The 23,826-nt window shown below is 71.4% G+C and carries 12 protein-coding genes; 3 read left to right on the plus strand and 9 right to left on the minus strand.

The genetic code is table 11. The features are described 5' to 3' along the window. Positions 1-29: 29 nt before the first annotated feature. The 4 genes from QOZ89_RS28520 to QOZ89_RS28535 all read right to left on the minus strand — a co-directional run bounded on the left by QOZ89_RS28520 (position 30) and on the right by QOZ89_RS28535 (position 6,031). A complete protein-coding gene (locus tag QOZ89_RS28520) occupies positions 30-1,019 on the minus strand; it encodes a glycosyltransferase family 2 protein (RefSeq protein WP_241842455.1) in 990 nt (329 codons plus the stop codon). A 64-nt stretch (positions 1,020-1,083) separates the two neighbouring features. Continuing rightward, positions 1,084-2,898 carry a lipopolysaccharide biosynthesis protein gene (locus QOZ89_RS28525; protein ID WP_241842456.1) on the minus strand — a complete coding sequence of 605 codons (1,815 nt, stop codon included), beginning with the start codon at positions 2,896-2,898 and terminating at the stop codon, positions 1,084-1,086. A 95-nt stretch (positions 2,899-2,993) separates the two neighbouring features. Next, positions 2,994-4,364, minus strand: coding sequence for a class I SAM-dependent methyltransferase (locus QOZ89_RS28530; protein WP_083420128.1), 1,371 nt, complete (start codon positions 4,362-4,364; stop codon positions 2,994-2,996). A 341-nt stretch (positions 4,365-4,705) separates the two neighbouring features. Continuing rightward, the gene (locus QOZ89_RS28535) at positions 4,706-6,031 is read right to left on the minus strand and encodes a glycosyltransferase family 4 protein (RefSeq protein ID WP_241842457.1); all 1,326 of its coding nucleotides are present in this window, start codon (positions 6,029-6,031) and stop codon (positions 4,706-4,708) included. Positions 6,032-8,353: 2,322 nt separating this feature from the next. On the opposite strand from QOZ89_RS28535, the gene QOZ89_RS28540 reads away from it, so the two are divergent. After that, entirely contained in the window at positions 8,354-10,858 is a 2,505-nt protein-coding gene (locus tag QOZ89_RS28540) for an ATP-dependent Clp protease ATP-binding subunit (protein ID WP_071054606.1), read from the plus strand. A 289-nt stretch (positions 10,859-11,147) separates the two neighbouring features. Beyond that, positions 11,148-12,758 carry a purple acid phosphatase family protein gene (locus QOZ89_RS28545; protein WP_312626504.1) on the plus strand — a complete coding sequence of 537 codons (1,611 nt, stop codon included), beginning with the start codon at positions 11,148-11,150 and terminating at the stop codon, positions 12,756-12,758. On the opposite strand, the gene QOZ89_RS28550 is transcribed toward QOZ89_RS28545, so the two are convergent. The 4 genes from QOZ89_RS28550 to QOZ89_RS28565 all read right to left on the minus strand — a co-directional run bounded on the left by QOZ89_RS28550 (position 12,724) and on the right by QOZ89_RS28565 (position 19,520). Continuing rightward, positions 12,724-13,809, minus strand: a complete 1,086-nt coding sequence (locus QOZ89_RS28550) for a cytochrome d ubiquinol oxidase subunit II (RefSeq protein ID WP_312626505.1) — start codon at positions 13,807-13,809, stop codon at positions 12,724-12,726. The two genes, QOZ89_RS28545 and QOZ89_RS28550, sit on opposite strands and share 35 nt — an antisense overlap. Then, positions 13,806-15,395: a cytochrome ubiquinol oxidase subunit I gene (locus tag QOZ89_RS28555; protein WP_312626507.1), complete on the minus strand. Its 1,590-nt coding sequence runs from the start codon at positions 15,393-15,395 to the stop codon at positions 13,806-13,808. The genes QOZ89_RS28550 and QOZ89_RS28555 overlap by 4 nt, the downstream gene beginning before the upstream one ends. Positions 15,396-15,840: 445 nt before the next feature. Continuing rightward, on the minus strand, positions 15,841-17,382 hold the full coding sequence (locus QOZ89_RS28560; RefSeq protein WP_071054615.1) for a PP2C family protein-serine/threonine phosphatase: 1,542 nt from the start codon (positions 17,380-17,382) through the stop codon (positions 15,841-15,843). A gap of 479 nt (positions 17,383-17,861) precedes the next feature. Then, a complete protein-coding gene (locus QOZ89_RS28565; protein WP_397428858.1) occupies positions 17,862-19,520 on the minus strand; it encodes a hypothetical protein in 1,659 nt (552 codons plus the stop codon). Positions 19,521-20,038: 518 nt separating this feature from the next. Between QOZ89_RS28565 and mptB the strand changes: the two genes are divergently transcribed. Continuing rightward, positions 20,039-21,871, plus strand: coding sequence for a polyprenol phosphomannose-dependent alpha 1,6 mannosyltransferase MptB (gene mptB, locus QOZ89_RS28570; RefSeq protein WP_491723675.1), 1,833 nt, complete (start codon positions 20,039-20,041; stop codon positions 21,869-21,871). Here the strand turns inward: mptB and QOZ89_RS28575 are convergent. Then, entirely contained in the window at positions 21,813-23,573 is a 1,761-nt protein-coding gene (locus QOZ89_RS28575) for a hypothetical protein (RefSeq protein ID WP_312626511.1), read from the minus strand. The two genes, mptB and QOZ89_RS28575, sit on opposite strands and share 59 nt — an antisense overlap. Positions 23,574-23,826: the final 253 nt, after the last annotated feature.

The following is a 23,826-nucleotide window of genomic DNA, read 5'->3' on the forward strand; positions in this document are numbered from 1 at the left end:
CCGATACGCTAAGTCACACGGTGTCGACGTCACGACGCCGACAGACCACTGCGCGGCTTCTTGGTGACCGTGGCTCGAATCTCGCCAGCCATGTGCCGCCAGTAGGGCCGAGCCCAGTGGCGCGCGAGGGCGTCCAGACAGCGCCCCTGCTCGGCGAGACCCAGCTCGGCCTTCCGGACCGACGCCGCTATCTGGATGGTCATCTGCGTGAACGGCAGCGACTTGCGCTTGCGCAGCGCCGGGTCGAACCAGGCCGCACGGTCCTGGTAGTCAGGGTTCGCGTTCACCGAGTTGTCCTCGTGGAAACGCCGGTGGAACAATCGCTCTGGCACCTCCAGGAAGCGGCCACGCAACGCCATCTCCGCGAGAAGGACCACGTCCGACCCGACGAACCGGTCGATCAGTCTGGTCTCGCGCAGCACCTCCATCCGCATCACACCGAACACGGCGTGATACTCGGTGCGGGTCGCGAGGAAATGCGCCAGCCGTTCGTGCGGGGTCGGCTCCCGGAGGTCCATCCCGTCCTCGAATTCGCCCACGACCTGATCGTCCTTGTCGATGACCAGGGTCTTGGGGTAGGCGAGTACGGCTTCGGGGCCGAACTCCTCCAGCGCGGTCACGCATCTGGACACGTAGGTCGGCGCGCACCGGTCGTCATGGGCCGTCCATTTGAAGTACTCGCCTTGGGCGGCGTCGAAGGCGCGGTTGTAGTTCCAGGCGGCACCGCGGTTCTCCGGCGACCGCAGGTAGGTCACCCGGTTGTCGCGCTCGGCCGCCTCGCGGCAGATGCTCTCCGTGGCGTCCGTGCTGCCGTTGTCAGCGAGCAGGAGCTGCATGTTCGGGTAGTCCTGGGCGATCAGCGACTCCAGCGACCGCGCGAGGTAGTTCTCGCCGTTGAAGACCGGCAAGGCGACCGTCACGAGTGGGGCACGTCCCGTGACCGGCCTCAGGCCGTCGCCGCCCAACGACTTCGCCAGCGGACTGGCTGGATTCTGGTCTGGCGTCGCCGCCATGGTCATGTCGAGGTCCCTCCCCCGAGACGCGGCGTCCTCAGCCGCTCCTGGGCAACGCCTGGCTGGCTTGTCAAGCCGTCGGCGCGTTCGCGCGTCCGGCGCCGGCGAAACGCCGGAGATCTTGCAATGCGGGCGGGCGGACCAGCACCATCAGGCCGACATAGCAGATCGCGCCCACCGCGACGGACAACGACAGGTTGGCGACGGCCAGCACCCCGGCCCGCCCGACGCAGTACTGGACGCCGGCCACCAGCGCCGACATGACCAGGGTGGCCCACAGGTACGGCCAGAGCGTCCGGACCAACTCGGACTGCCGTGCGCCGATCAGCCGGAACGGGATCGCGAACCCGGGGGACAGGAGCAGCAGGATGACGATCCCATAGGCCGCCGCGACGCCGTTCACCCCCCATGGCAGGCCCGCGAAATAGCTACCGAGCATCAGCAGGCCGGAGAAGATTCCCCAGCGCAGCAGGAGGTCGGTCCGGCCTTGGCTCTGGTAGATGACCCCGACGCTGAAGCTCACCGACTGGATGCCGCCGATCGGCGCCAGGATCTGGATCAGGCCTACCAGCGTTCCCCACTTGTCGCCGAGCACGACGTGGACCAGATTGTTCGCGACGACGGCCAGCAGCGCCATCGCCGGGAAACAAATCAGAGCACTGACCGCGCAGGCTCGGAAGTAGATGCGACGAACCTCCGGATGATCGTCCTTGATGCGCGAGAGCCCCGCGAACATGACTTCCTGTAGCGCCGTCAGAACGGAGGTGACAGGATACATCAGCACGCGCTGCGCGAGGCCGTAAAAGCCGAGCGGGCCAGCTCCGAGGAATCGGCCGACGATGATCTTGTCGCCGTTCAACAGAAAGAAGTTGAAGATGTTGAAGGCGCTGAGGTTCGCGCTGAAGCCGAGGAGCTGGCGGATGTCCGCGAAGGAGAAGTGGATGCTGGGCCGCCAGGACGACGTGAACCAGACGATCAGCGTGATCACGGCATAGCCGGCCACGTTGCCGACGACCAGTGACCACACTCCCGCACCCAGGATGCCGAGCGTGATCGAGCAGACGGCGCTGAAGAGCGTGCCGATGATGTTCGCGGCGGCCACGGCGCCGAACTTGAGGTCGCGGCGCAGCAGCCACTGCTGGAGGTCGCCGGCACTGAGCATGAACAGGCTCAGACCGATCACCTGGAGGACCGGAGTCAGGGCCGAGTCGCCATAGGCCAACGACAGCAGCGGTGCGACCAGGGCAAGCACACCGGTCAGGCCGAGCCCCAACCCGAGGTTCAGAAAGAAGACGCTGCTGAGCAGATTCTGGTCGGACTCCTGCCGCTGGACCACCGCCATGCCAGTGCCAAAACCACGCACGATCTCCAGGAATGCCAGGACGACCAGCGCCATCGTCATCAGGCCGAACGCCCTGGGCTCCAGGATGCGCGCCATCGCGATCTGGACGACCAGCCGGATGATCTGCACGCCGATCTGGTTGAGCGACATCCAGCGAATCCCGTGCACCATCGAGCCGTGAGCGGGTGTCCCGTCGCGCGGTGCCGTCCGCGCCGCGCCGCCAGGTGCCGCCGGCGGCTCGGTGAGATCGACGAGACCATCGAGCCGTTCCTCGCTCCACCGGTCCCGGACCATCGCGGGTGCGTTGACGAAACGAGCATTGCTTGGGCGCAAGGTGTCCGACGAGTCGTAGCCATCGACCCGCATGAGATCCGCCGGATCAAGAAAGGTCTCGGGCGCGTCGGCGGGGAAGGCGGGGATCGCGGGGATCGTCTCCCCGGTAGGGGACGATCCAGAGGCGGCCGGAAGCGCCGCGGGCGGCCGGCCACCCGGGTTGGAGTGAGTACGGTGCCGACGCTCACGCGTCGGCTCAGCCCGAGTCACGGTTGATCACCTGGCACGGACCGAACGGATCGCGAGCAGCGACCAGACGGGTGGTGCGCGGGTGTCCTCCACACCTCGCCATCGCGGTTCAAGAGTCAGCCACCCTGCCGACGGACATGCGCGCTGCCCCCGGCGGGGGTGCTCCGATACTCATCCGTCGATCCTCCGACCGTGCCACGCGTCCCCGTCCCCCTTGGCTCCGTCAGGAGAGGAATGACCTCCGCCCGGACATCGAGCTTGTCAAGAAACGCCCGTACCTCGTCCAGGTACAGCGCGTTGGGCAGCAGTACCCGATCGATGTCCATGCCGGCGATCTCTTCGGGCGCGAGCACCCGATGTCCAGTACCGGGGATGAACGTTCCCTGCTTGTTCGGGTTCAGGTCGACGACTCCCGCGACCGCCGCCCCGGCGCCGACGACGTTGAGGAAGTTCACCCCCTTGGCACCGGCACCCCAGACCAGGACCCGCCCCGAGGTCAGATCGGGCTGGGCCTGTGCATCCGCGCCCGTGTGCCGCGCCTTGGTATCCATACCCGCCGTTGGGCCGCGGCCAGGCGTCGCCTCGCCGGCGAACTCCTTTGTCCAGCGGCCGACCACGTCGCGATAGCGGCTTCCGAAACGGCGCCCGCTCGCGACGTAGTCACCGACCGTACCCATCACATCACCCGGCGCGAGAGTGCCCGGCGCGATGTCCCGAGAGGCCCGCGCCGTTCTCGCCTCGACCCACAGGAACTGGTCACCGAACGCGGTGCCGGTACCCGTGACGTCGAACCCGGCCGCGGTGATGACGGCGGCCAGTCCGGCAGGCGAGAAGTACGTGACGTGCGGGTAGATGTAGTCCCAGGCCCCGGCCTCGCTAAGCATGAAGCCGCCGTTGGGCACCTCGAGGTACATCGACGCGTCCCGCTCACCGAGCGCGTCCCGTATGTTGCGCAGGAACGCGAGCGGGTTCTCGATGTGCTCGAGAACATGCCGGCAGACGACGAAATCTCCGGGCAGGTCGCTGTAGCGCGGACCGTAGTAGTCGACGATGAAGGCGACGTCAGCGTCCTCGGCCCGGTCGGGCCCCACATAGGTGGGGTCGTATCCCGTTCCGGACGAGCCGGCGAGCCGGCAGAGTTCCCGAAGGAAGTCGCCCTTGCCCGAGCCGATCTCGACGATCGAGCGTGCGGCGAGACCGTGCGTGTCGACGAGGCGACGCGCCAGGGCGGCTGAGAAGGCGCGGAAGGTACCCGAGTAGTGCAACGAGTTGTCGTAGTGGCCGTCGTACTCGAGCAGGTCGGGGTCGAAGGCGACGTTCACGACCGTCCCGCAGACGCCGCACAGGTGCAGGTCAAGCGAGCGTCGGACCGCTCCTAGCGCATCTTCCTCGGTCGAGCAGAGCACCCCGATGATCACCGGAGTGCGGTCCACGACGATCAGCGGCTCAAGTGCAGGGGCCTGACAGGCGGGACAGGTCTGCCGCATGTCAGAAATCCCGCGCCGGGTTGGCCACGTGGTGGTGCGCCGACGACGTGCCAGGCCTGGCTGGCGACGTCTCAGCCAGGACAGGGACGTCCGGTCTCGCCAGACTGGACACCACGGCAAGGCCTCCGGAGTAGGTGTGGGCCGGTATCGGTCGGCCTGTTCGCTGGGACGCGTTCGTCATGGTGCCAGGGCACGCCGGCCGTCGTTTCTGTCGGCCGGGCAACCTTGTCGCCGGAACCAGGCGCTTACCAGTTCCTGGCCCAAGGCCAGCGAGGAGAAGTTCGTCGAGCCGTGGGATGCCGCGCGCCGGTCGCAACCGCTGGCATCTCGGTCGCGCCCCCTCAGGCCTGCGCGACGGTGACAGCGCAGAGTAGCCGGTCGTAGACCTGGACGTACTCGCGAGCGGAATGTCGCCACGAGAGCTCGTTTTCGATGCGCTTCTGCCCGGTCAGGCCCAGCTCCTCGCGCTTCCCTGGATCGTCGATGAGCTCACCCAGCGCGTCCGCGAACGACTTCGGGTCGTCAGTGGCCGCATATATGGCGGCCCCGGCGGCGCTGACCCGCGTCTCGGTGAGGTCATAGGCGACGACTGGCAGGCCGAACGCCATGTACTCGAGCGTCTTGTTCATGGTGGAGACCTCGTTCAGCGGGCTGCGCGGGTCCGGGGAGAGGCCGACGTCCGCCGACGACAGATAATCCTTGATCATCTGATCATCGGCTCGACCGGTGAACTCGACCCAGTCGTCCAGGTCCAGCCGGCTCACCTGCTCCTTCAGGAGAGCCAGGCAGTCACCGAAGCCCATGAGCACGAAGTGGCAGTCGGCGCGACCCAGCACGTGAACGTAGTAGTCGATCGCCTCCACCAGCCCGTCGACACCGTCCTGCGGACCCATGACACCCAGGTAGGCGGCCATGTGCGCACGCCCACGGCGAAGCTCCGGGCGGGGAGGCACGGGATGCAGCTTGGCCGGGTCGGGGCCGCTGCGGACGATCGTGACATCCTCGGGGTCACGCTGCCCGCGGGTCAGCGCGATCTGCCGGTAGGACTCGTTCGTAACCACCACGTGGTCAGCGAACCGCTGGTTGCCGCGCTCCAGCAACAACAGCAGTCGGTGCAGCAGGTCACCATCCCGTTGGAAACGGGACCGGTAGACCTCGGGGCACAGGTCGTGGTGGTCGAAGACAAACTTCTTACCGAACGGCTTGTAGAACAACGCGAGCGCCCAGTATGTGTCCGGCGGGTTACACGCCTGGATCACATCGAAGCCGGTTCGCCACGCGACCATGAACGACAGAAGAAATGTGCGCAGCCAACAGTAGCCAAACTCGAGGACGTAGCTCAGCACACCCGCCGTCTGGGGCGCTCCTCGATACGTCCAGATGTGGACCCCGTCGGCGACCTGATGCCTGCGCTCGCCAGGGCCCCGTGGACAGATGACCGAGACTACGTAGCCGGCCTTGACCAGCGACTGAGCCTCCTGCCAGACCCGCCGGTCAATACGAACCGGCAGGTTCTGGACCACGATGAGCACTCGTCGCCCGCGCCGCCGGCCACCGGCACCGAGGCTGGTCACGCCCGCGCGTTCCGCGTCGAGCGTCGAATCCAGCGTGCCGGCCGAATGGCCGTTCAGCGAGTAGGCGGTCGACGGCGCGTCGATGGATGACACGAGTCCGACCTCTTCTTGCCCCACCATTCCCCCCCCAGGTGGTATGGGAGTCGCCCGCCGGCTGTCCAGCCGACGTTCACCCTTCACAAACAGGCGCGACTCCCGGGCGAAACAAATTTGTGACCCCTGCGGCGCACAGTGTCGACGACGGACCGAGGCAATACGCAACCACTCCGACGCCGGACCCGCTTGATCCCCGCTGGGAATGCTACCGCAACCGTCCGGGGCGGCAAGTGGCTTCCCTAATTCCCGCAGCGAGTGAACTGCAAAGTAACCGCGGCGTAACCGTCAGGCCCGCCCCAGGCCCGACGGCCGAGCCTCCTCGTCGTGCCACGCCTCGACCACCGGTGATCCCCACGGACAGGGTCCGACCTGCGCACTGTCTCTCGGCGACGCTTCGGAGCCGCCCCGACAGCCATGGATCCAAACGACGAGCCAACGCCAGGCGTGACGGTGGCAACGAGCCCGGACGCACAGTGCGTCGACGCTGGCGATAATTGGAAGATAACCGGATATAGGGGACCACATATCACCAGGGATGCATCGGGTGACCTCCGCCACAATTCCCAGTAGTCATGTCGTCCAGCCACACGACAGCCGGGTGCGCCGGATGTTCGGCGACCCCTTGGACGCCGCGGTTGCCGCCCACCGGCGGTCGCGAACGATCTCGTCCTATCGGCGTAGTCCGGTATGGCGTATTGCCGCCCAGTCGGCCGCGGCTGGTTCGGCAACCACGGACGCCAGCCGTCCCGATCTACCACCGGCGCACACGCCAGGTGACGACCACACCTGGAGAGCTCGCGACGACCGCACCTTTCACGTGTCCGTAGGGCCCGGCTACCAGACACCCCGCAACCATTGACCATGGATTGATCTACTCAACAACCGTTGGGATGACATAGCTATTCGCCCCCACGGCGCCACTGCTCGGTCGCGCAGGCGGGCTCGCGGTGGCACTGCGCAAGCAGCCGAACCCTGGCGGCGCGGAAGCGCGACGACCATTCAAGCAGGGGCCTTCGGCCACGCGGAATGGGTCTTGTGGCCCGCCGCCGCGAAACGATCCCGGTCGCCGTCGAAGACTGGTTTGCCCGTCCCGGCGAGGGCCGGGCTGTATCCCGGGGCGCGACGTCCGGATAGTCGCCCTGAGCGACGCCAGGAGATCCCGCCGAAGATCGTGATCGTAAGAACGAAGATCGTGACCGTAAGGGCCGGGATCAGTGTCCATATATCTACCGGGCGTCGTGGGAGCCGACCGGCGCGAGCGCTCTGTGGCCGCGGTTCCTGTGTCAGGCCGCGGTCCAGCGCGTCCAGGTGTCGCGGGCGCGGGTGGCATCGAGCACGGTGAGTCGACGGGCTGGTTACGGCGTCACGATCGTTCGGTGGGAGGTCGCTCTTGGCCAGGTCGCGGCGGCGTAACCGACGGCCGCCGCGGATGAGCCGGGCCGCGGCCCGCTCGACCCCGGCCCGGTACCGGCGGTAGGTCCACTGGAGGTCCGGATCGGTGACCGCTCGGGCATAGCGGAGCAGTGCGTCGTCTCGGCGGACGGTAGCGGTCCGTCCGGCCCTTCAGGGCAAGGCCGCATGGGGAGGCCGGCAGAACCCGCCTGACCGTGCCGCCCAGTCGCCCCAGTCTCCCGAGTCGGCCGATCGGAGGTCGCTGGGTTCGCGCAACTACCGCGCCGATGCTGGGGCATTTCCTGCTAAGTCCTTGTGTCGCCCCGTCAGCTGGGTCGCCAGGCCACGTGCTCGATTGAACCGGGCAACATCCAACAATGAACCGGGCAACATCCACCAGCGTCGACGCGTTTCCCTCGCGAAGCCGATCCATTTGCAGTCCGACCACGTAGAGTATTGGTTCGATCACCCAGGGCGACTATGTGATGTGAATCCGACTGGCTGGCTCCACAGCGACATCCGGTGATCCGTAACGTACAGTAACGACTGAAGCGGAGAGGGGAGAGAGTCTCGCCTTGACTCTCCCGTGCAGCACCTGCGCCGCCGCCCCCCAGCGTCACTCGGAGGACCGGCGGCCGAGACGGCGGTCCAAGACCCTGGCACACGCCGCCCTCCACCCAGGCCTGCGCGTTTCCGCTCTCGGCGGAACGCCGTGACGGAATCATGCCTGCTCCGCCACGGTTGTCGTAGACATCGAGGTAGACGTCTGAGCCCATCGGGGCGCGACAGCGATGTCGGCCCCGTCCGCGACGAGGTGGACGGGTTCTGACGGGTAGGTTTCTGTTCGATGCGTGAGGACATGCCTCGGCGGAGCTAGCATGCGGATACCGGCTGTCGTGTGGTCGGTCGCAGCTCGAAGGAGCGCACATGTTCGAGAGATTCACCGACCGGGCACGTCGGGTCGTCGTCCTGGCTCAAGAAGAGGCCAGGATGCTCAACCACAACTACATCGGCACCGAGCACATCCTCCTCGGCCTGATCCACGAGGGTGAGGGTGTCGCGGCGAAGGCGCTGGAGTCGCTGGGGATCTCGCTCGAGGGTGTGCGGTCGCAGGTTGAAGAGATCATCGGCCAGGGCCAGCAGGCCCCCAGCGGTCACATCCCGTTCACCCCGCGCGCGAAGAAGGTCCTCGAGCTGTCCCTGCGCGAGGCGCTGCAGCTCGGTCACAACTACATCGGCACCGAGCACATCCTCCTCGGCCTGATCCGCGAGGGTGAGGGCGTTGCCGCCCAGGTGCTGGTGAAGCTCGGCGCCGACCTCAACCGGGTCCGCCAGCAGGTCATCCAGCTCCTGTCCGGCTACCAGGGCAAGGGCGAACCGGCTACGGCCGGCGGCCCGTCCGAGGGCACGCCGTCGACGTCGCTGGTGCTCGACCAGTTCGGCCGCAACCTGACCGCGGCCGCCCGCGAGTCCAAGCTCGACCCGGTCATCGGGCGCGAGAAGGAGATCGAGCGGGTCATGCAGGTGCTGTCCCGCCGGACCAAGAACAACCCGGTCCTGATCGGCGAGCCCGGTGTCGGCAAGACCGCGGTCGTCGAGGGCCTGGCGCAGGCGATCGTCAAGGGCGAGGTGCCCGAGACGCTCAAGGACAAGCAGCTGTACACGCTCGACCTGGGCGCGCTGGTCGCCGGCTCGCGCTACCGCGGTGACTTCGAGGAGCGGCTTAAGAAGGTCCTCAAGGAGATCCGCACCCGCGGCGACATCATCCTGTTCATCGACGAGCTGCACACGCTCGTCGGCGCGGGTGCCGCCGAGGGCGCGATCGACGCCGCGTCGATCCTCAAGCCGATGCTGGCTCGTGGTGAGCTGCAGACCATCGGCGCGACGACGCTGGACGAGTACCGCAAGCACCTGGAGAAGGACGCGGCGCTGGAGCGCCGGTTCCAGCCGATCCAGGTCGCGGAGCCGTCGGTGGCGCACACCATCGAGATCCTCAAGGGCCTGCGCGACCGGTACGAGGCGCACCACCGTGTCTCGATCACCGACGCCGCCCTGGTCGCCGCCGCGTCGCTGGCCGACCGGTACATCTCGGACCGCTTCCTGCCGGACAAGGCGATCGACCTGATCGACGAGGCCGGCTCCCGGATGCGCATCCGCCGGATGACCGCGCCGCCGGACCTGCGCGAGTTCGACGAGCGGATCGCCAACGTCCGTCGCGACAAGGAGTCCGCGATCGACGCGCAGGACTTCGAGAAGGCGGCGTCGCTGCGCGACAAGGAGAAGACCCTCCTCGCGGAGAAGGCGAAGCGCGAGAAGGAGTGGAAGGCCGGCGACATGGACGTCGTCGCCGAGGTGGGCGACGAGGAGATCGCCGAGGTGCTCGCCATCTGGACGGGCATCCCGGTCTTCAAGCTCACCGAGGAGGAGACGGCTCGCCTTCTGCGCATGGAGGACGAGCTGCACAAGCGGGTCATCGGCCAGCAGCAGGCCATCAAGGCCGTCTCCCAGGCGATCCGGCGTACCCGCGCCGGCCTGAAGGACCCGAAGCGCCCCGGCGGCTCGTTCATCTTCGCCGGCCCGTCCGGTGTCGGTAAGACCGAGCTGTCCAAGACGCTGGCGGAGTTCCTCTTCGGCGACGAGGACGCCCTCATCCAGCTCGACATGTCCGAGTACATGGAGAAGCACACCGTCTCGCGACTGGTGGGCTCCCCGCCCGGCTATGTCGGTTACGAGGAGGGTGGCCAGCTCACCGAGCGGGTGCGGCGCAAGCCGTTCTCGGTGGTGCTGTTCGACGAGGTCGAGAAGGCGCACCCGGACGTCTTCAACACGCTCCTGCAGATCCTGGAGGACGGTCGCCTGACCGACTCCCAGGGCCGGGTGGTCGACTTCAAGAACACCGTCCTGATCATGACGTCGAACCTGGGCACCCGCGACATCTCCAAGGGCCCGGGCATCGGCTTCGCCACCGGTCAGGGCGCGGTCGACTACGAGCGGATGAAGGCGAGGGTCCAGGACGAGCTCAAGCAGCACTTCCGGCCGGAGTTCCTCAACCGCATCGACGACATCATCGTCTTCCACCAGCTGAGCAGGGACGAGATCATCCAGATCGTCGACCTCATGCTGGCCCGGGTGGACTCGCAGCTGAAGAACAAGGACATGGCGCTGGAGCTGACTCCGGCCGCCAAGGCCCTGCTCGCCATCCGCGGGTACGACCCGGTGCTGGGCGCCCGGCCGCTGCGCCGGACGATCCAGCGGGAGATCGAGGACGTCCTCTCCGAGAAGATCCTGTACGGGACGCTCAAGCCCGGCGAGATCGTCATCGGGGACGCCGAGGGCGAGGGCGAGGACGCGAAGTTCATCTTCCGCGGTGAGACCAAGCCCAGCTCGGTCCCCGACACCCCGCCGATCGACCTGGCGAAGTCCAACGAATAGGGCGGTCGGCTCAGGGTCGCTAGCGCGACCATCGCCGCTCCGCCGCCGGCGCGGAGCGCCGGCCAACGTGGTTCCGGGCTGGCGTACTAAGCCGGGCCGACTCTGGAGCCGGGGCGGTGTGGTGGCTGGGTTGGCGCTGGCTGCCGGCTGGACTGGTGGCGAGCTGCCGTCTGCGTCGGCGGCGAGTAGGGGCGAGTAAGTAGGGGCGGGAGGGCGGTCACGGACTCCGTGACCGCCCTCTGGCATGTCAGGAGAAGAGCACCAGGTTGAGAACGGGGGGCGAACGGCCGTGACGCGGCGGGTGGCGGACGGCGGCGGGGTTCATCTGACGTTCGGGGTGGACCCGGCCACGTCGATGGTCGTGTCCTGGCTTACGGACGGACCGGTATCCCGGCCGATGGCACGGTTCGCGCCGGTCGACCCGGACGCGGCCGAGGCGGGCGAGGCGTATGCGACGACCAGGACCTACCGGGACGCCGCCCGCCGAAGGATCCACGTCCAGCACGCGACGCTGGTAGGGCTGCGGCCGGGCGTCCGCTACCGCTACGAGATCTTCCCTCCGCTTGGCGGCGAGGAGCCGTCCACCGGCGAGTTCCGCACGGCTCCGCGCGCGGGCGGCACGAGCGGCACGACCGGCGCGCGCGAGGGCGCGAACGGGGCCAGCGTGGCCGGCGCGACCTTCACGTTCACCTGCTTCGGTGACCACGGCACGGACCAGGAGGACGACCCCTACGGCAGTCCGGCCTCCGGGGCGGTCGTCGCCGCGGTCGACATGCTGGCTCCGCTGTTCCACCTCGCCCTCGGTGACCTGTCGTACGCGAGCCTGCGGCGCGACCCGTCCCAGGTCTGGGCGGACTGGTTCCGGATGGTCGCCCCCTCGGCCAGCCGCCGGCCGTGGATGCCGGTCGCCGGGAACCACGAGAGCGAGCGTGAGCTCGGCCGGTTCGGGCTCGACCCGTACCAGGCCTACTTCCAGCTGCCGGACAACGGCGCCGGCGGCGACTTCCGCGAACTCTGGTACACCTTCGCCGTCGGCCGCGTCCGCTTCGTCGTGCTCTTCGGCGAGGACGCCTGCTACCAGGAGCATGGGCTGGTCTACCTGCGCGGGTTCAGCGAAGGCCGGCAGACGGCCTGGCTGGAGCGGACCCTGCGCGCGGCCCGCGCCGACCCCGAGATTGACTGGGTGATCGTCGCGATACACCAGGTGGCGGTGTCCACCGCCGCTTACCACAATGGCGGCGATCTTGGTCTGCGCGAGGAGTGGCTGCCGCTGTTCGACCGTTACGAGGTCGATCTGGTCCTCTGCGGCCATGAGCACCACTACGAGCGGACCCACCCGGTCCGCGGCGTCATACCAGGATCGCCGGTGCTGACGCCGCGCCCGGTCGTACCCGCGAACGCCACCGCCGCGTCCACCGGCGCGGCGGTGTCGCCCACGGCGCCCACGGTGCCAATGGCGGCGATGGCGGCGAGAACGGCGGCCTCACCCGGACTGGCGCTCGCCGACGAGGCCGTCGACACGACCACCGGAACCGTGCACATCATCATCGGCACCGGCGGCTCGTCGTCGCCGAGCACGGGCGCGCTGTTCGACCCGCCGGCCGGCCGGGTGGTCGTCCGGCCGGAGCCGCCGGACCCGCCGGCCGCACCCGTCCGCCGCCGATTCGGGAAGAGCCCCGTCAGCCGCCGGCGCACCATCCACGTGACGGAGGGGGCGCCGTGGCTCGCCGCGCGCTCCACCGACCACCCGTACGCCTTCGCCGCCCTCCACGTCGACCCCGGCCTCCCCGGTGGGACGACGACCATCCGGCTCACCGTCCACGACTCGCTCGCGCCGGACGAGCCGCCGTTCGACGAGGTGCTCTTCACCCGCCCCCGCCGCGACGGCGCCCCGGCCTGACCGGGGCCCCGCCGGTTCCGCCCGCCCCGCCGGTTAGGCCGGGCCCCGCCGGTTCGACCGGTTCGGCTGGTTCCGGGTGGGCGAACAGCCTGAACAGCGCGACCAGCGCCGGAAGGATCACGAGCATCCCTGCGGCGATCGCGACAAGCAGGGCACGCAGGTTCGCCTCCGGCGCCGCGGCACCGTCGACCGTCGCCTGACCGACCACGATGTCCGGGTACTGTGCGACCGCCCAGCCCCACAGCACGGCGGCGGCCGCGAGCCCGGCGGCGAGCCGCGCCGCCGTGAACCGCCGCCGCCACACCAGCGCCAGCGCCCCGAGCCCGCCGACGGCTGATGCCGCTACGAGCGGTACCGACCGGGCGGCGAACCGGTCCGCGACGATCGGCGCGTCCGACCAGAGCAGCGGCAGCAGGGCGGCCGCGAGCGCGCCGGCCACCACCGCCGAGGCCAGGGCGCGGCGCCGCAGGCCGGCGACGAGGTGGGTGGTCTCCGGCCGCGCCGCCGCGTCCCGGCACAGGTAGACCGCGGCGAGGAAGGCCGTGACCGCGACCGTGAACAGCCCACAGACCACGCCGAAGGCGCCCGTCAGCGGGGCGAACGGAGCGCCACCGTCGAGGTCGCCGGTGGCCAGTGCCGCGCCCGCGACACCGAGCGAGAACGGCGTGAGCACGGACGCGGCGGCGAACACCCTGCCCCACCAGTGGTCCGGGCCCGCCGCCCCGCCGCCGTAGGCGCGGTAGACGTAGGCGGCGCCGCGCAGCACGATCCCCAGGAGCGCACCCACCAGCGGAACCTCCAGCGTGGACCCGACCACGCCGAACGCGGCCGGGAACCCGCTGAACAGGGCGACGATCACGAAGATCAGCCAGACGTGGTTGGCCTCCCAGACCGGGCCGAGGGAGCCGGCGATGAGCGCCCGCTGATCCCTGGCGTCCCGGCCGTGGGCCAGCAGGTCCCAGAGGCCGCCGCCGAAGTCCGCGCCGGCGAGCAGGGCGTACGCGGTCAGGCCGACGACCATGACGACGACGAGCAGGTCCGCCGCGCTCATCGTCCCGCCCCGTTGTTCCGCGCGGCCTGGCCGGCCTGGACAGCCGGGGCAGCCGGGGCAGCCGGGGCGACGGCGGCGACGGCCGGCGCCTCGGCGGCGGGGTCCTCGTCGCCGGGGCGCTCGGAGTCCTCCGGGCAGTCGGGATCCGGACGATCGGGATCGGGTGGGTACGGCTCGGTCGGCGGCCCTTCGGTCGGGGTCCGCGGCTCGTAGCCGGGGCCCCCGGTGGCCATCCGGCGCAGGATGAGCACGAGCGCGGCCGCGAGGCCCAGGTACAGCGCGAGCGTGCCGCCGAAGATCCAGCCGATCCCGCCGGTGGTGGTGACCGCGTCGGCCACCCGCATCCGGCCCTGGACGATCCAGGGCTGCCTGCCGCCCTCGGTGACCTCCCAGCCGGCGAGCATCGCGAGCACCGACGCCGGCCCGCTCGCCACCGCCGCGAGCAGCCACGGTCGGCCGGTGGGGAGAAGGGGCCGCCGCCCGCGCCGTCGCCGGCGCAGCGCCACCCCACCGACCAGCGCCGACAGCGCGATCAGCGCTGTGCCGAGCCCGACCATGGTGTCGAACGCGAGATGCACGATCGTGGCGTTCGGCCGCTCGTCCGCCGGTACCGCGTCCAGCCCGGTGACGACGTGGTCGGGATCGAACCCCTCCAGCAGCGACAGCCCGTCCGGAATGTCGATGCCGTAGCGGACCTCGCCGGTCTTCGGGTCGTACAGCCCGCCGATCGTGAGCGGCGCGTGGTCGCGGGTGTCGTGCAGGCCCTCCATCGCGGCCAGCTTGACCGGCTGGCGCGCGCCGACGACCCGGCCCGCCCAGTCGCCGACGACCAGCTGCAGCGGGGCGCAGACCAGCACGACGACGAGGCCCACCCGCAGGCCCCGGAGGTGGTAGGTGTCGCGGCGGCCGCGCAGCATTCCGACGGCGTAGATCCCCGCGACCACCCCGCCGGTGCACATCAGCGCGGCGAGCAGCATGTGCGCGACCTGCGGCGGCGCGGACGGGCTGCGCAGCGGCGCCAGCGGCTCGGCCGCGATGACCCTGCCGTCCGCCGTCTCCACCACCCCGTCCGGCACGTTCATCCAGGCGTTCGCGGTGATGATGAACAGCGTCGACAGCGTCCCGGCGATCGCGATCGGCCAGAGCGTCAGCCAGTGCGCCCGGGGCGAGAGGCGCTTCCAGCCGTAGAGGTACATCCCAAGGAAGATCGCCTCGGCGAAGAACGCGAAGCCCTCGAGGGTGAACGAGAGCCCGAGGGCGCCGCCGTAGCGGGCCATGAACGCCGGCCAGAGCAGCCCGAACTCGAACGAGAGCACGGTGCCGGAGACGGCGCCGACGGCGAAGAGCACGGCGAACGCCCGCGACCACTTCTTCGTCAGGGCGAGCCACGTCTCGTCACCGGTCCGCAGCCACCTGCCCTCGGTGTACAGCAACAGCCACGGGATACCGACGCCGAAGACGGCGAAGCAGATGTGGAACGCGAGGCTGAAGGCGGTCTGCCCGCGCGCGAGCGCGAGCGAGCCGGCAGCCTGGGACTCGGCGATCCGGGCGGCAGCCTCGGTGATCGCCGGTGAGCCGAGGACCATCAGCGGTCCCTTCCGAGCCGGCGGTGCCCTGACGTCCGAGCCGCGGGCGGGGCCGGCGCCATGGCGGCCGTCTGCCCCGCCTGACCGGGACAGCGGGCCGTCCCGGTTGTGTCCTGGCCGGCGTCGATGGTGACCGACTCTAGGTTCTACGCAACGTAGAAACTTCTACAAGTCGTAGAATAATCGCGGGCGCGGCTCCCGCCACCGCCCGAGGCGGGGAACACGACGAGATGCCCCACACATCACGGACGCGCCCCGAGGACGGATCACGACAGACCGGCGGTGCCGAGATCGACGGCCGTCCGGAGCCGGCGGCCGCCATGCCCGCCGCGACGGCCGGTCCGGAGACGACGAGGCCCGGCCGGGGCGGACACCTGACGGTGTCGCCCCGGCCGGGCCTCGTGGGTGGAGCGGCGGCCTCGTGAGCTGGCGGGCCGCGCGGTGTCTAGCGCGGCGTCGGCTCGGGCACCAGGTCGGCGACGACGACCGTGGTGTCGTCCCTGGCGCCGGCGAGCAGCGCCGCCTCGACGAGCGCGTCGGCGGCGCGCTCGGGCGGATCACTGGCGAGCTGGTGGAGCAGGCCGTACAGCTGCTCTGGCTTCATCACCTTGGTCATGCCGTCGCTGGAGAGCACCACCCGGTCGCCCGCCTGGACCTCCACCTGGAACAGGTCCATCTCGACCTCGTCCGCCAGGCCGATCGCGTTGAGCAGCGGGCCCCCCGTGATGGCGTGCGGGGTGGTGAGCTGACGTGGCTCGCCCCTGCCCGGCTGCAGCCAGACGGTGCTGTCGCCGACGTGCGCGACGGTGAGGGTGCGCCCGGTCGTCTCCTGCCGGCCGAGCACGACGACGTCGAGGGTGCAGGCCATGCCCCGCCAGGACGGCTCGGACTTGGGGCGCTCCCGCACCACCCGGTTCGCGCGCTCCACGGCCGCGCGCAGCCCCTCGCGGGGGTCGGCGGCGTACTGCGGCCGGAAGCCCGCGACCGTGGTGACAGCGAGCGTGGAGGCGATCTGCCCGGCCGCCTCGCCGCCCACACCGTCGGAGACGGCGAGCAGGCCGTCGACGACCACGAAGGCGTCCTCGTTCGGGCCGCCGCGCTTGCCACGCCGCGTCCGCCCGGCGGCGGACAGCCGCAACGGCGGCGCGCTGAAATGCTCAGGTTCGTCGGCGACGTACGGCCCGGGGGTCGTGACGGGCACGGCGGGCGGCGCCCCGGGGGGCGCCGGAGCCGGTGGGACGGGAGAGGCCGCGGCGGGCGCGGGCGGTCCCGCCGACGGCACGGTCGGCGCGTCCGGCGCGGGCTGTTGCCTGGGCGGCTCAGGTACCGGCAACTGGCTCGCGGAGGGCTGGACGGTCCACGCCGCCTCGTCGGCCGCCCAGGTGGTGTCCACGACATCCCTCCCGGGCGCCGAGCCCCCACCGGCCGGCCCGGCCTGGGCCGCCCCGGGATGCGGCGGCCCGCTGGGTGGCGGAGCCCAGCCGGTGGCCTCCGGGTCCCGGTCGTCGTCCGGCCAGCCGCCGTCGCCGGTGGGAACCTGCGTCGTCACGTCATCACTCCAGGCATGGTCGACGCGGCGCGCGTCAAGGTCAGGGGCAGGTCCCGGGCCAGCGGGATCAGCCGGCCCAGCCGGGCCGCCGGCCGCCGCCGGCTTGCCTTCGGCCGCGCTCGCCCGTGCTCCGGCGCGGCCGTCGGCGGGCGCGGCCGGCCCGAAGCCAGGTACGAGGTTCGCCGCGTCCGAGGAGTAGCCGTCACCCGCGGCGGACCGGCGCGTGCCGCTGGCTCCGCCACGGCCGCCAGGGTGGTCCCGGCTGCGGCCGGCCCGACGGCCGCGCGGGCGGTCGTCCCGCCCGGGCTCGACGGTGGGTGGCCGCAGACCACCCGGGCCGTAGTGCGTCCGGCCCGAGCGGCTGGACAGCACGACGAAAACCGTGGCGCCCACGACGAGCACGACGATCAGCATGATCGGTAGCAGTGAGCTCTTCATGGCCTCCGTACCCCACCACCGCGCCGTCGATCAAGCCGACCTGACGCGGACCGCCATTCGGCGAAACTGATCGTGCCGGTCATGCTGCCAGATCGCGGGCATGCCCGACCGCCGGTATCTGTCCCGTTGGTCCTAACAAAGACGCCAGACCATGGCCCCGAGGGAAAGTGTCGGAACACCGACACCGGCTTGGTCATCTAGCCATCTTCCACCTGAACCGCCCGCGCGCATGACAACCCCCGCGTATTGGCGGGCCCGTCACCCTTTCGCGGTGCTCGAAGAGCGGTCTCAGGCCAAAGGCGCTTCCCAGGAGATCGGGCTGGCGCCGATCCGCGGATCTCCGTCCGGAGCCCGGGGTTTCGCCGGCCGGAGGCAGCCCCGGATACCCAGGGGCCGCCCGCGGCGACAAGGACGAGGCCTCGCGCGCGCCCGAAGGCCCGCACATATCGGCGCGCACGTTTTGTCAGTACGCACGTTTGTCAGTGCACGCGCTGGTCGGCAGGGCAGTCCAGGGCGCTGGCCTTGGTGAGGCCGTCGACGGACAGGCGCGCCGACAGCCGCACCGGTCCCGGGGACTCGGCAAGGATCCCGGTCCAGTCGCCGGCGGCGCGGAACACGCAGACGTTGCCCTCCGTGATCGACCAGAGCGAGGTGAAATGCACCAGGACAGTCGCCACGCCCGGCGACTGGAAGTCGACCGCGACGGAGCTGACGCCAAGCTCGGTCAGCGTGGCCGGCCCCCGCACCAGCCCGCTCGAGTCGGTGACGATCCAGACCTTCCAGTTGTCGTCCTGCCAGGCGAGGTCGAGGTAGGGCAGGCCGGAGCGCAGCAGCTTGGCCTCGGCCTGCCCCGACGCGTCGAGCGGCACATTCGGCAGCGCCACGTAGGTGACGCCCCGGGTCAGCAGCCAGTCGTGGTACGTGCTGGCCGTCAGTGTCCCGTCGTAGAAGAGCGCGTTGTCCTTCGTGTCCAGCTGCCGCAGCCAGCCGCGGGCCATCTCGGCGTGCGGCGCGACGTAGCGGGCCTCCCAGTGGGCCTTGGTGAACGGGATCTCGACCCGGCCGGCCGGGACCAGGCCGTCATCACGATCGAGATACGTGAGCAGCCCGGTGTAGTAGCCGGGGGAGGCGGATGGGTCGCCCTGGGTTATCAACGCGCCGTGTACCGGCCCGATCGACCAGCCGATCAGCGGTATCGCGACGACCAGCAGAACCCGCGGCCGGCGGGCGAGCAGCACGGCGGCCATCGGTCCGGCGAGCAGCGTCGCCGGACGGGTGATGTTGCCGCCGACGGACGAGGGCACAAAGAAGAACACCGTCGCCGACGCCGCCCACAGCAGCAGGCCGCGGCGCACGGCCCGCTCGCGGCGCGGCACCACCAGCAGGCCGCCGCCGATCAACGCCAGCAGGCAGAGATAGGTGAGCGCGGGAAAGGGCTGGACGCCCTCCTCGGGAAAGACCAGCGACACCACGAGGCCGCTGACCGCCCCCACCATCGGCAGGATCCGCCGCCACGGCAGGCTGCCGACCAGCGCCGCAGCCACCAGCAGCACGAACGCGCCGGCCAGCGGCGAGGACAGCGACGCGCCAATCGCCCCCACCCAGGCGACCCAGGCGCGCCGCTCCCGCACGCCCACCAGCGCGAGCGCGCCGAACGCCATCCCCAGCGCGAAGGCGCCGCGGCCGACGACGAGGTTCGCGACGGTCACGGCGGCGAACCAGAGGACCGCGAGGTCGTGGTGGCCGCGGCGGCGGCGCGGCCCGCGCAGCAGCCGCGCCACCAGCACCGTCGACGCGACACAGGACAGCGCCCCGAGCAGCCGCGTCCCGAACAGCGCTCCGAGCGGCGGGAACAGCACGCTGTAGCCGAGCACCGTGTGCCCGCCGTACCACTGGTTGTCCCAGAGCCGCGCGCCGCCGTGCTCGAACAGCCAGACCCGGTACTCCTGCGCCGGCGTGTCCGGCCCGGTGAGGCCGAGGCCCAGCGTCAGCGCGCACAGCGCGGCGGTCAGCAGCCAGGGCCGCGCCCGCACCGCCCGGCCGACGAACAGCCCGGACCGGACCACCGCTCGCCGGACGGCCCCCCAGCCGCCGGGGCGTCCGTCAGGGGGCCGGAACGCCCCGGGCGGCGTGGGCACCGATGATGGAAGCCCGGCCAGCGCCCCGACGGCGCCCGCGGCCGGGGCCGCCGGGGCCGCCGCCTCCAGAGCCGCGGCCGCCAGGATCCCGGCATCCGGGGCCCCGACGGCCGGGAGGCTGGCATCAACGAGTGAGGAGGTCGGCGGGAGTGACGGAGCCGGATCATCGCCAGGTGCGGCATGGCTTGGCCCCTGGTCCGTCCGCGGCTCCACGGCCTCAGGAGACGGCCCGGCCGGCGGCGCCGGCGGCGCGGGAGAGGCAGCCGGAGACGGCGCCTCCTCCTCCTCGGGCTCCGACGGCGGGCGACGGCGATGAGGGCCCGTCGAGGATCCGGGTATGGCGAGCGGTCCTGCCACCCGGTGCTACCTCCCAGACGTTCCCAAGTCCTCGCCCACTCCCCGTCCGGGCGACCAAGCGGGCGACCTCCGCGACCGCCTGGCTGCTCGTCGCGGGCGCTGGCGCGGCCATTGCCGCAGTTACGGCGGAAGGCCGGCTCGGGCCGCGTGATCCGCGCGCAATCGACCCGACACCCTGGTGGGGCATTCTCCCACCAGCTCCGCCCACCGGCACCACAAGGGGCGCCCTTGCCGGAATCGCCGCACTCGCGGTCATCACCTTGTGCGTGTGCTGGATCACCCTGGTCCGGCGGGCATTGTCTGGCCGAGCGGGCCCACGCGCCGCCCTGACGGCCGCCATCGCCTGGGGAATGCCGTTCGCCCTCGGGCCGCCGCTGTTCAGCCGGGACGCCTACGCCTACGCCGCGCAGGGCGAGCTCGCCCGGCGCGGCCTCGACCCGGCGACCCACGGAGTGGCGGCCTTGGCGGCAGGCGGGCCCACCTCCCTGGGCGCCGCGTTCAGCAACGCCGTCGACCCGCGCTGGCGGGATACGCACACCCCATACGGCGGCGGGGCGGTGGCCGTGGAGAAGCTCGCCGCGACGGTCGGCCACCTGCTCGGCGGCGGGCCGACGGTGGCGCTGGTGACGTTGCGGGTCGTCGCGGTTCTCGCGGTGGTGGCGATGGTCGCGTGCACCGTCCGCCTCGTCGACCGCCTGCCGCGCGCCGCCGGCCCGGCCGGCGACGCCGGGCGGGCGGGCGCGAAGGAGGGCGCATCAGGCCGGGCCGTCGTGCTCGCGCTCGTCGCCGCGAACCCGGTGACGGTGATCCACCTCGTCGGCGGGATGCACCTGGACGCCCTGGCCGCCGGAGCGCTGGCGGGCGCGCTGCTGATCGACCGACGCCGGGTCACGCACCGGCCTGGACGACCGCCGTTCACGCGGTTCCCGGGGTTCCCGTGGGGTCGGCGGTCCAACAGGTCCGCCGGCGGGCCCGTTCACCGGGCCGTTTCCGGCGCGGCCATGGCGGCGACGGCGCTGGCCTGCTTCGCGGGCACGATCAAGGTGACGACGCTGCTCGGATTCGCCTGGCTGGTCGTGGCGCACGCCCGCGACGCCGCACGGCACGACCCGCTCGCCGACGGCTCCCGGCCCGCGGTCTCGGGACTAGCGGTCTCGGGACTACCGGTCTCGGGACTACCGGCGGCCGAGCCGGGCGGCCGGCCCCTGGCGGCCGGCCGGTGGGGGCTGGCGGCGGTGGCCGTGGCAGCCGACCTGGCCGTGGCGGCGGCGGTGCTCGGGCTGAGCGTGCTGGCCAGCGGGTTCCCACCGACCTGGATCAAGGCACTGGCCACCTCGGGGGAGCTGACGACGGGGATCGCGCCCGCGTCACTCCTCGCCTCACTCGTCGCGGCGGTGGCCGGTCTCGCGGGCCAGCAGGTCTCGGCTGGGCGCGATTCGGCGCTGCTCACCGACTGTCGCACCGTGACCCTCGCGGCCGCCGCGGCCGTCGTCGTCGTCCTGTTGTGGCGGGCCTGGCGCCGCCCGGTCACCGGGGCGGCCGACGGGCGGGACGGGCTCGCCGTGCTGGGCATCGGCGGGTTCGCGGTGGCGCTCGGAAGCCCGGTGCTCTACCCCTGGTATCTGGGCCCGGCGCTGCCGATGCTCGCCATCCTCATCGCGGACGCGCACGTCGCCCACCAGCGCGGCGATGGTCCCATGATCCGGGAGGGCCTTCGGGGCGACGAGGCCGAAGAGCCCACCGGGTCACGGGACGAGGCCGGGTTGGCGCGGAGGCGGTGCCGGGTCGGCGCGGGGATCGTGTGCGCGACCTCGGTGTGGCTGTGCGGGGCGACGCTGTCTCCGCTGGCGCAGACCTGGCGGCTGCTCGGCCCTCACGGGCCGGCCTTCCCCGCTCCGCTGGTGGGGACGCTGGCCGCGGTGGCCGCGCTGCTCGTCACGGCCGCCGGCGCCGTGACGGCGCGGCGGCCTGGCTGGTGGGCCACGCCAGGCTGACCCGGACGGCGTGCCAGGTGGCGACGAGCAGCAGCACGTTGCGCCCCACGAGAACCAGGCTCATGACGATCCGGCCCTGGATGACGTCGTTGTACCGCCAGGGGTAGACCAGTTGGCTGACCGCGACCGCCGCCAGCAGCACGATCAGCCCCACCCGCCGTCGCTCGCGGGCGTCCCGGCGATCCTGCCGGCAGATCTCGGGCCTCGCCGAACCGGGAGGGACCCCGCCGGTCCCGCCCGCGAGCGCGACGCCGGTGACCGCGACCGCCAGCACCCACAGCAGGTACTGCGGGCTGAGCACCCGCGATGTCATGAGTACGACGAGCAGCAGCGCCAGCAGCCGGTCGCAGGCCACCACCGCCCAGCCGGCCGAGGTTCCGTCGGCGTCGCCGGAGGCGGGCGATCTGGCGGGCAGCAGCCACCAGCGGACCACGACGGCCGCGACCACCACCAGCTCGACCACGGTGCAGACGGTGGCGACCGTGCGCGCGGCCGAGTCGCCGAACTGCAGGGAGCCGTAGGAATACCGGGCCGTCTCCCCCGCCCCGGACATCCGGATGACGACGAAGACGGTCGCCGGCACGGCCTCCAGCTGCAGCCCTCGGGCCCGCTGGGCGCCGAGGAAGCCGAGCAGGTCACCGCCCGCGCCGGCCGCGACGAGCACCAGCCCCACGGCCACGGCGGCGCAGGCCGCCCCGATGGCCATCCGGGCCAGTACGCGGGCCGACGGCCGGCCCACGGCGCCCAGCAGGAAGGCCGGCCAGACCTTGACCAGCGTGCCGGCCATGACGGCGAAGCCCACCCGGCCGGGCCGCCCGGCGCGCAGAGCGAGCAGTGCCGCGACGACGCAGGCCGCGGGTACCAGGTCGAACCGGGCGAGCGTCACCGGCCCGAGCAGGAGGGTGCCCACCAGCCATACCCGCGCCCCCGGCCCAGGAGGTCCCCCCTGGCAGACCCGCAGGATCGCCGACCTTCCAGTAGTGCTTCTGGGGACGGCGGCCTCCGGAGATGCGAAGGAGGAGCATTTTCGCACCTCCTTTGGCCCTCTAGTGCTTCTGGGGACGGCGGCCTCCGGAGATGCGAAGGAGGAGCATTTTCGCACCTCCTTTGGCCCTCTAGGAATCCCAGGTGAAACCGGCTCGGCAGAGCTTCCGGTAGCTCTGCCGGCGGTTCCCTGACCGTCGGCCCCCCGGCCGGCTCGGGCGAGGGCGGCGGTCACCGCGGCGTCGACGGCGACCATGAACAGCGGGAAGCCGACCCGATAGGACAGGCCCGCCACCGCGCGCGCGAGCGCCGGGACCGCGAAGACGAGGACCGCGCCCGGTGGGTATTGCCAGGTCTCGTCGCCCACCGGCAGCCCATGGCCGTGGACGAACGACTCCCCCCAGCCGGCGTAGAGCCGGATGTCGCCGAGGACGCCCTGCTGGGCGCCGAGCACCCGGCCGGCGAAGACCAACGTCAGGAGAACCGCCCGGCTCACCGCCCAGAACGTCCACAACCGCCGCCGTGACCAGGGCTCGCGCCAGCGGCCCACCATCTGAGCAAACCCGCCGCGTCTCGCGCCGGCGCCCGCCGCCCCGGCCGGCGGGACCAGCCCGGTCCCGCCGGCCGCCGGAGTGCCGTCTCCGGACGGCACCGCGCCGCGGCCGTGAACGGCGAGATCGGCGGCACGCTCGGGGTCGACACGCTCGAGGTCCTTCACCACGCCACCGGCCGTGTCCCGATGTCGGCCACGGCCGCCGCCCGAGGGGTCGTCTCCCCTGCCGTCCGGCGGCGAGCGGCCGCGTCGCGCTCCGTCGGCGTGTTGTCTCGCCGTGGCGAATCAGGCCGCATATCGCGGACCGTACCGGCCGACCACGCCGGGCCGCGTGGAGGGGACCGCTCAAGGCGGGTACCGTGCGTGACCTAGTGCATCAACGGCGATGCGCTCGCGGGGGCTCTCCCGCCACGGGGTT

The sequence above is a fragment of the Pseudofrankia coriaricola genome (assembly GCF_032027725.1).
In the GTDB taxonomy this organism is placed as follows: domain Bacteria; phylum Actinomycetota; class Actinomycetes; order Frankiales; family Frankiaceae; genus Pseudofrankia.

Coding starts and splice junctions, on each gene's coding strand:
- QOZ89_RS28520 (WP_241842455.1), bottom strand. CDS start 1,019: ATGACCATGGCGGCGACGCCAGACCAGAATCCAGCCAGTCCGCTGGCG.
- QOZ89_RS28530 (WP_083420128.1), bottom strand. CDS start 4,364: ATGCGGCAGACCTGTCCCGCCTGTCAGGCCCCTGCACTTGAGCCGCTG.
- QOZ89_RS28540 (WP_071054606.1), top strand. CDS start 8,354: ATGTTCGAGAGATTCACCGACCGGGCACGTCGGGTCGTCGTCCTGGCT.
- QOZ89_RS28550 (WP_312626505.1), bottom strand. CDS start 13,809: ATGAGCGCGGCGGACCTGCTCGTCGTCGTCATGGTCGTCGGCCTGACC.
- QOZ89_RS28555 (WP_312626507.1), bottom strand. CDS start 15,395: ATGGTCCTCGGCTCACCGGCGATCACCGAGGCTGCCGCCCGGATCGCC.
- QOZ89_RS28560 (WP_071054615.1), bottom strand. CDS start 17,382: ATGAAGAGCTCACTGCTACCGATCATGCTGATCGTCGTGCTCGTCGTG.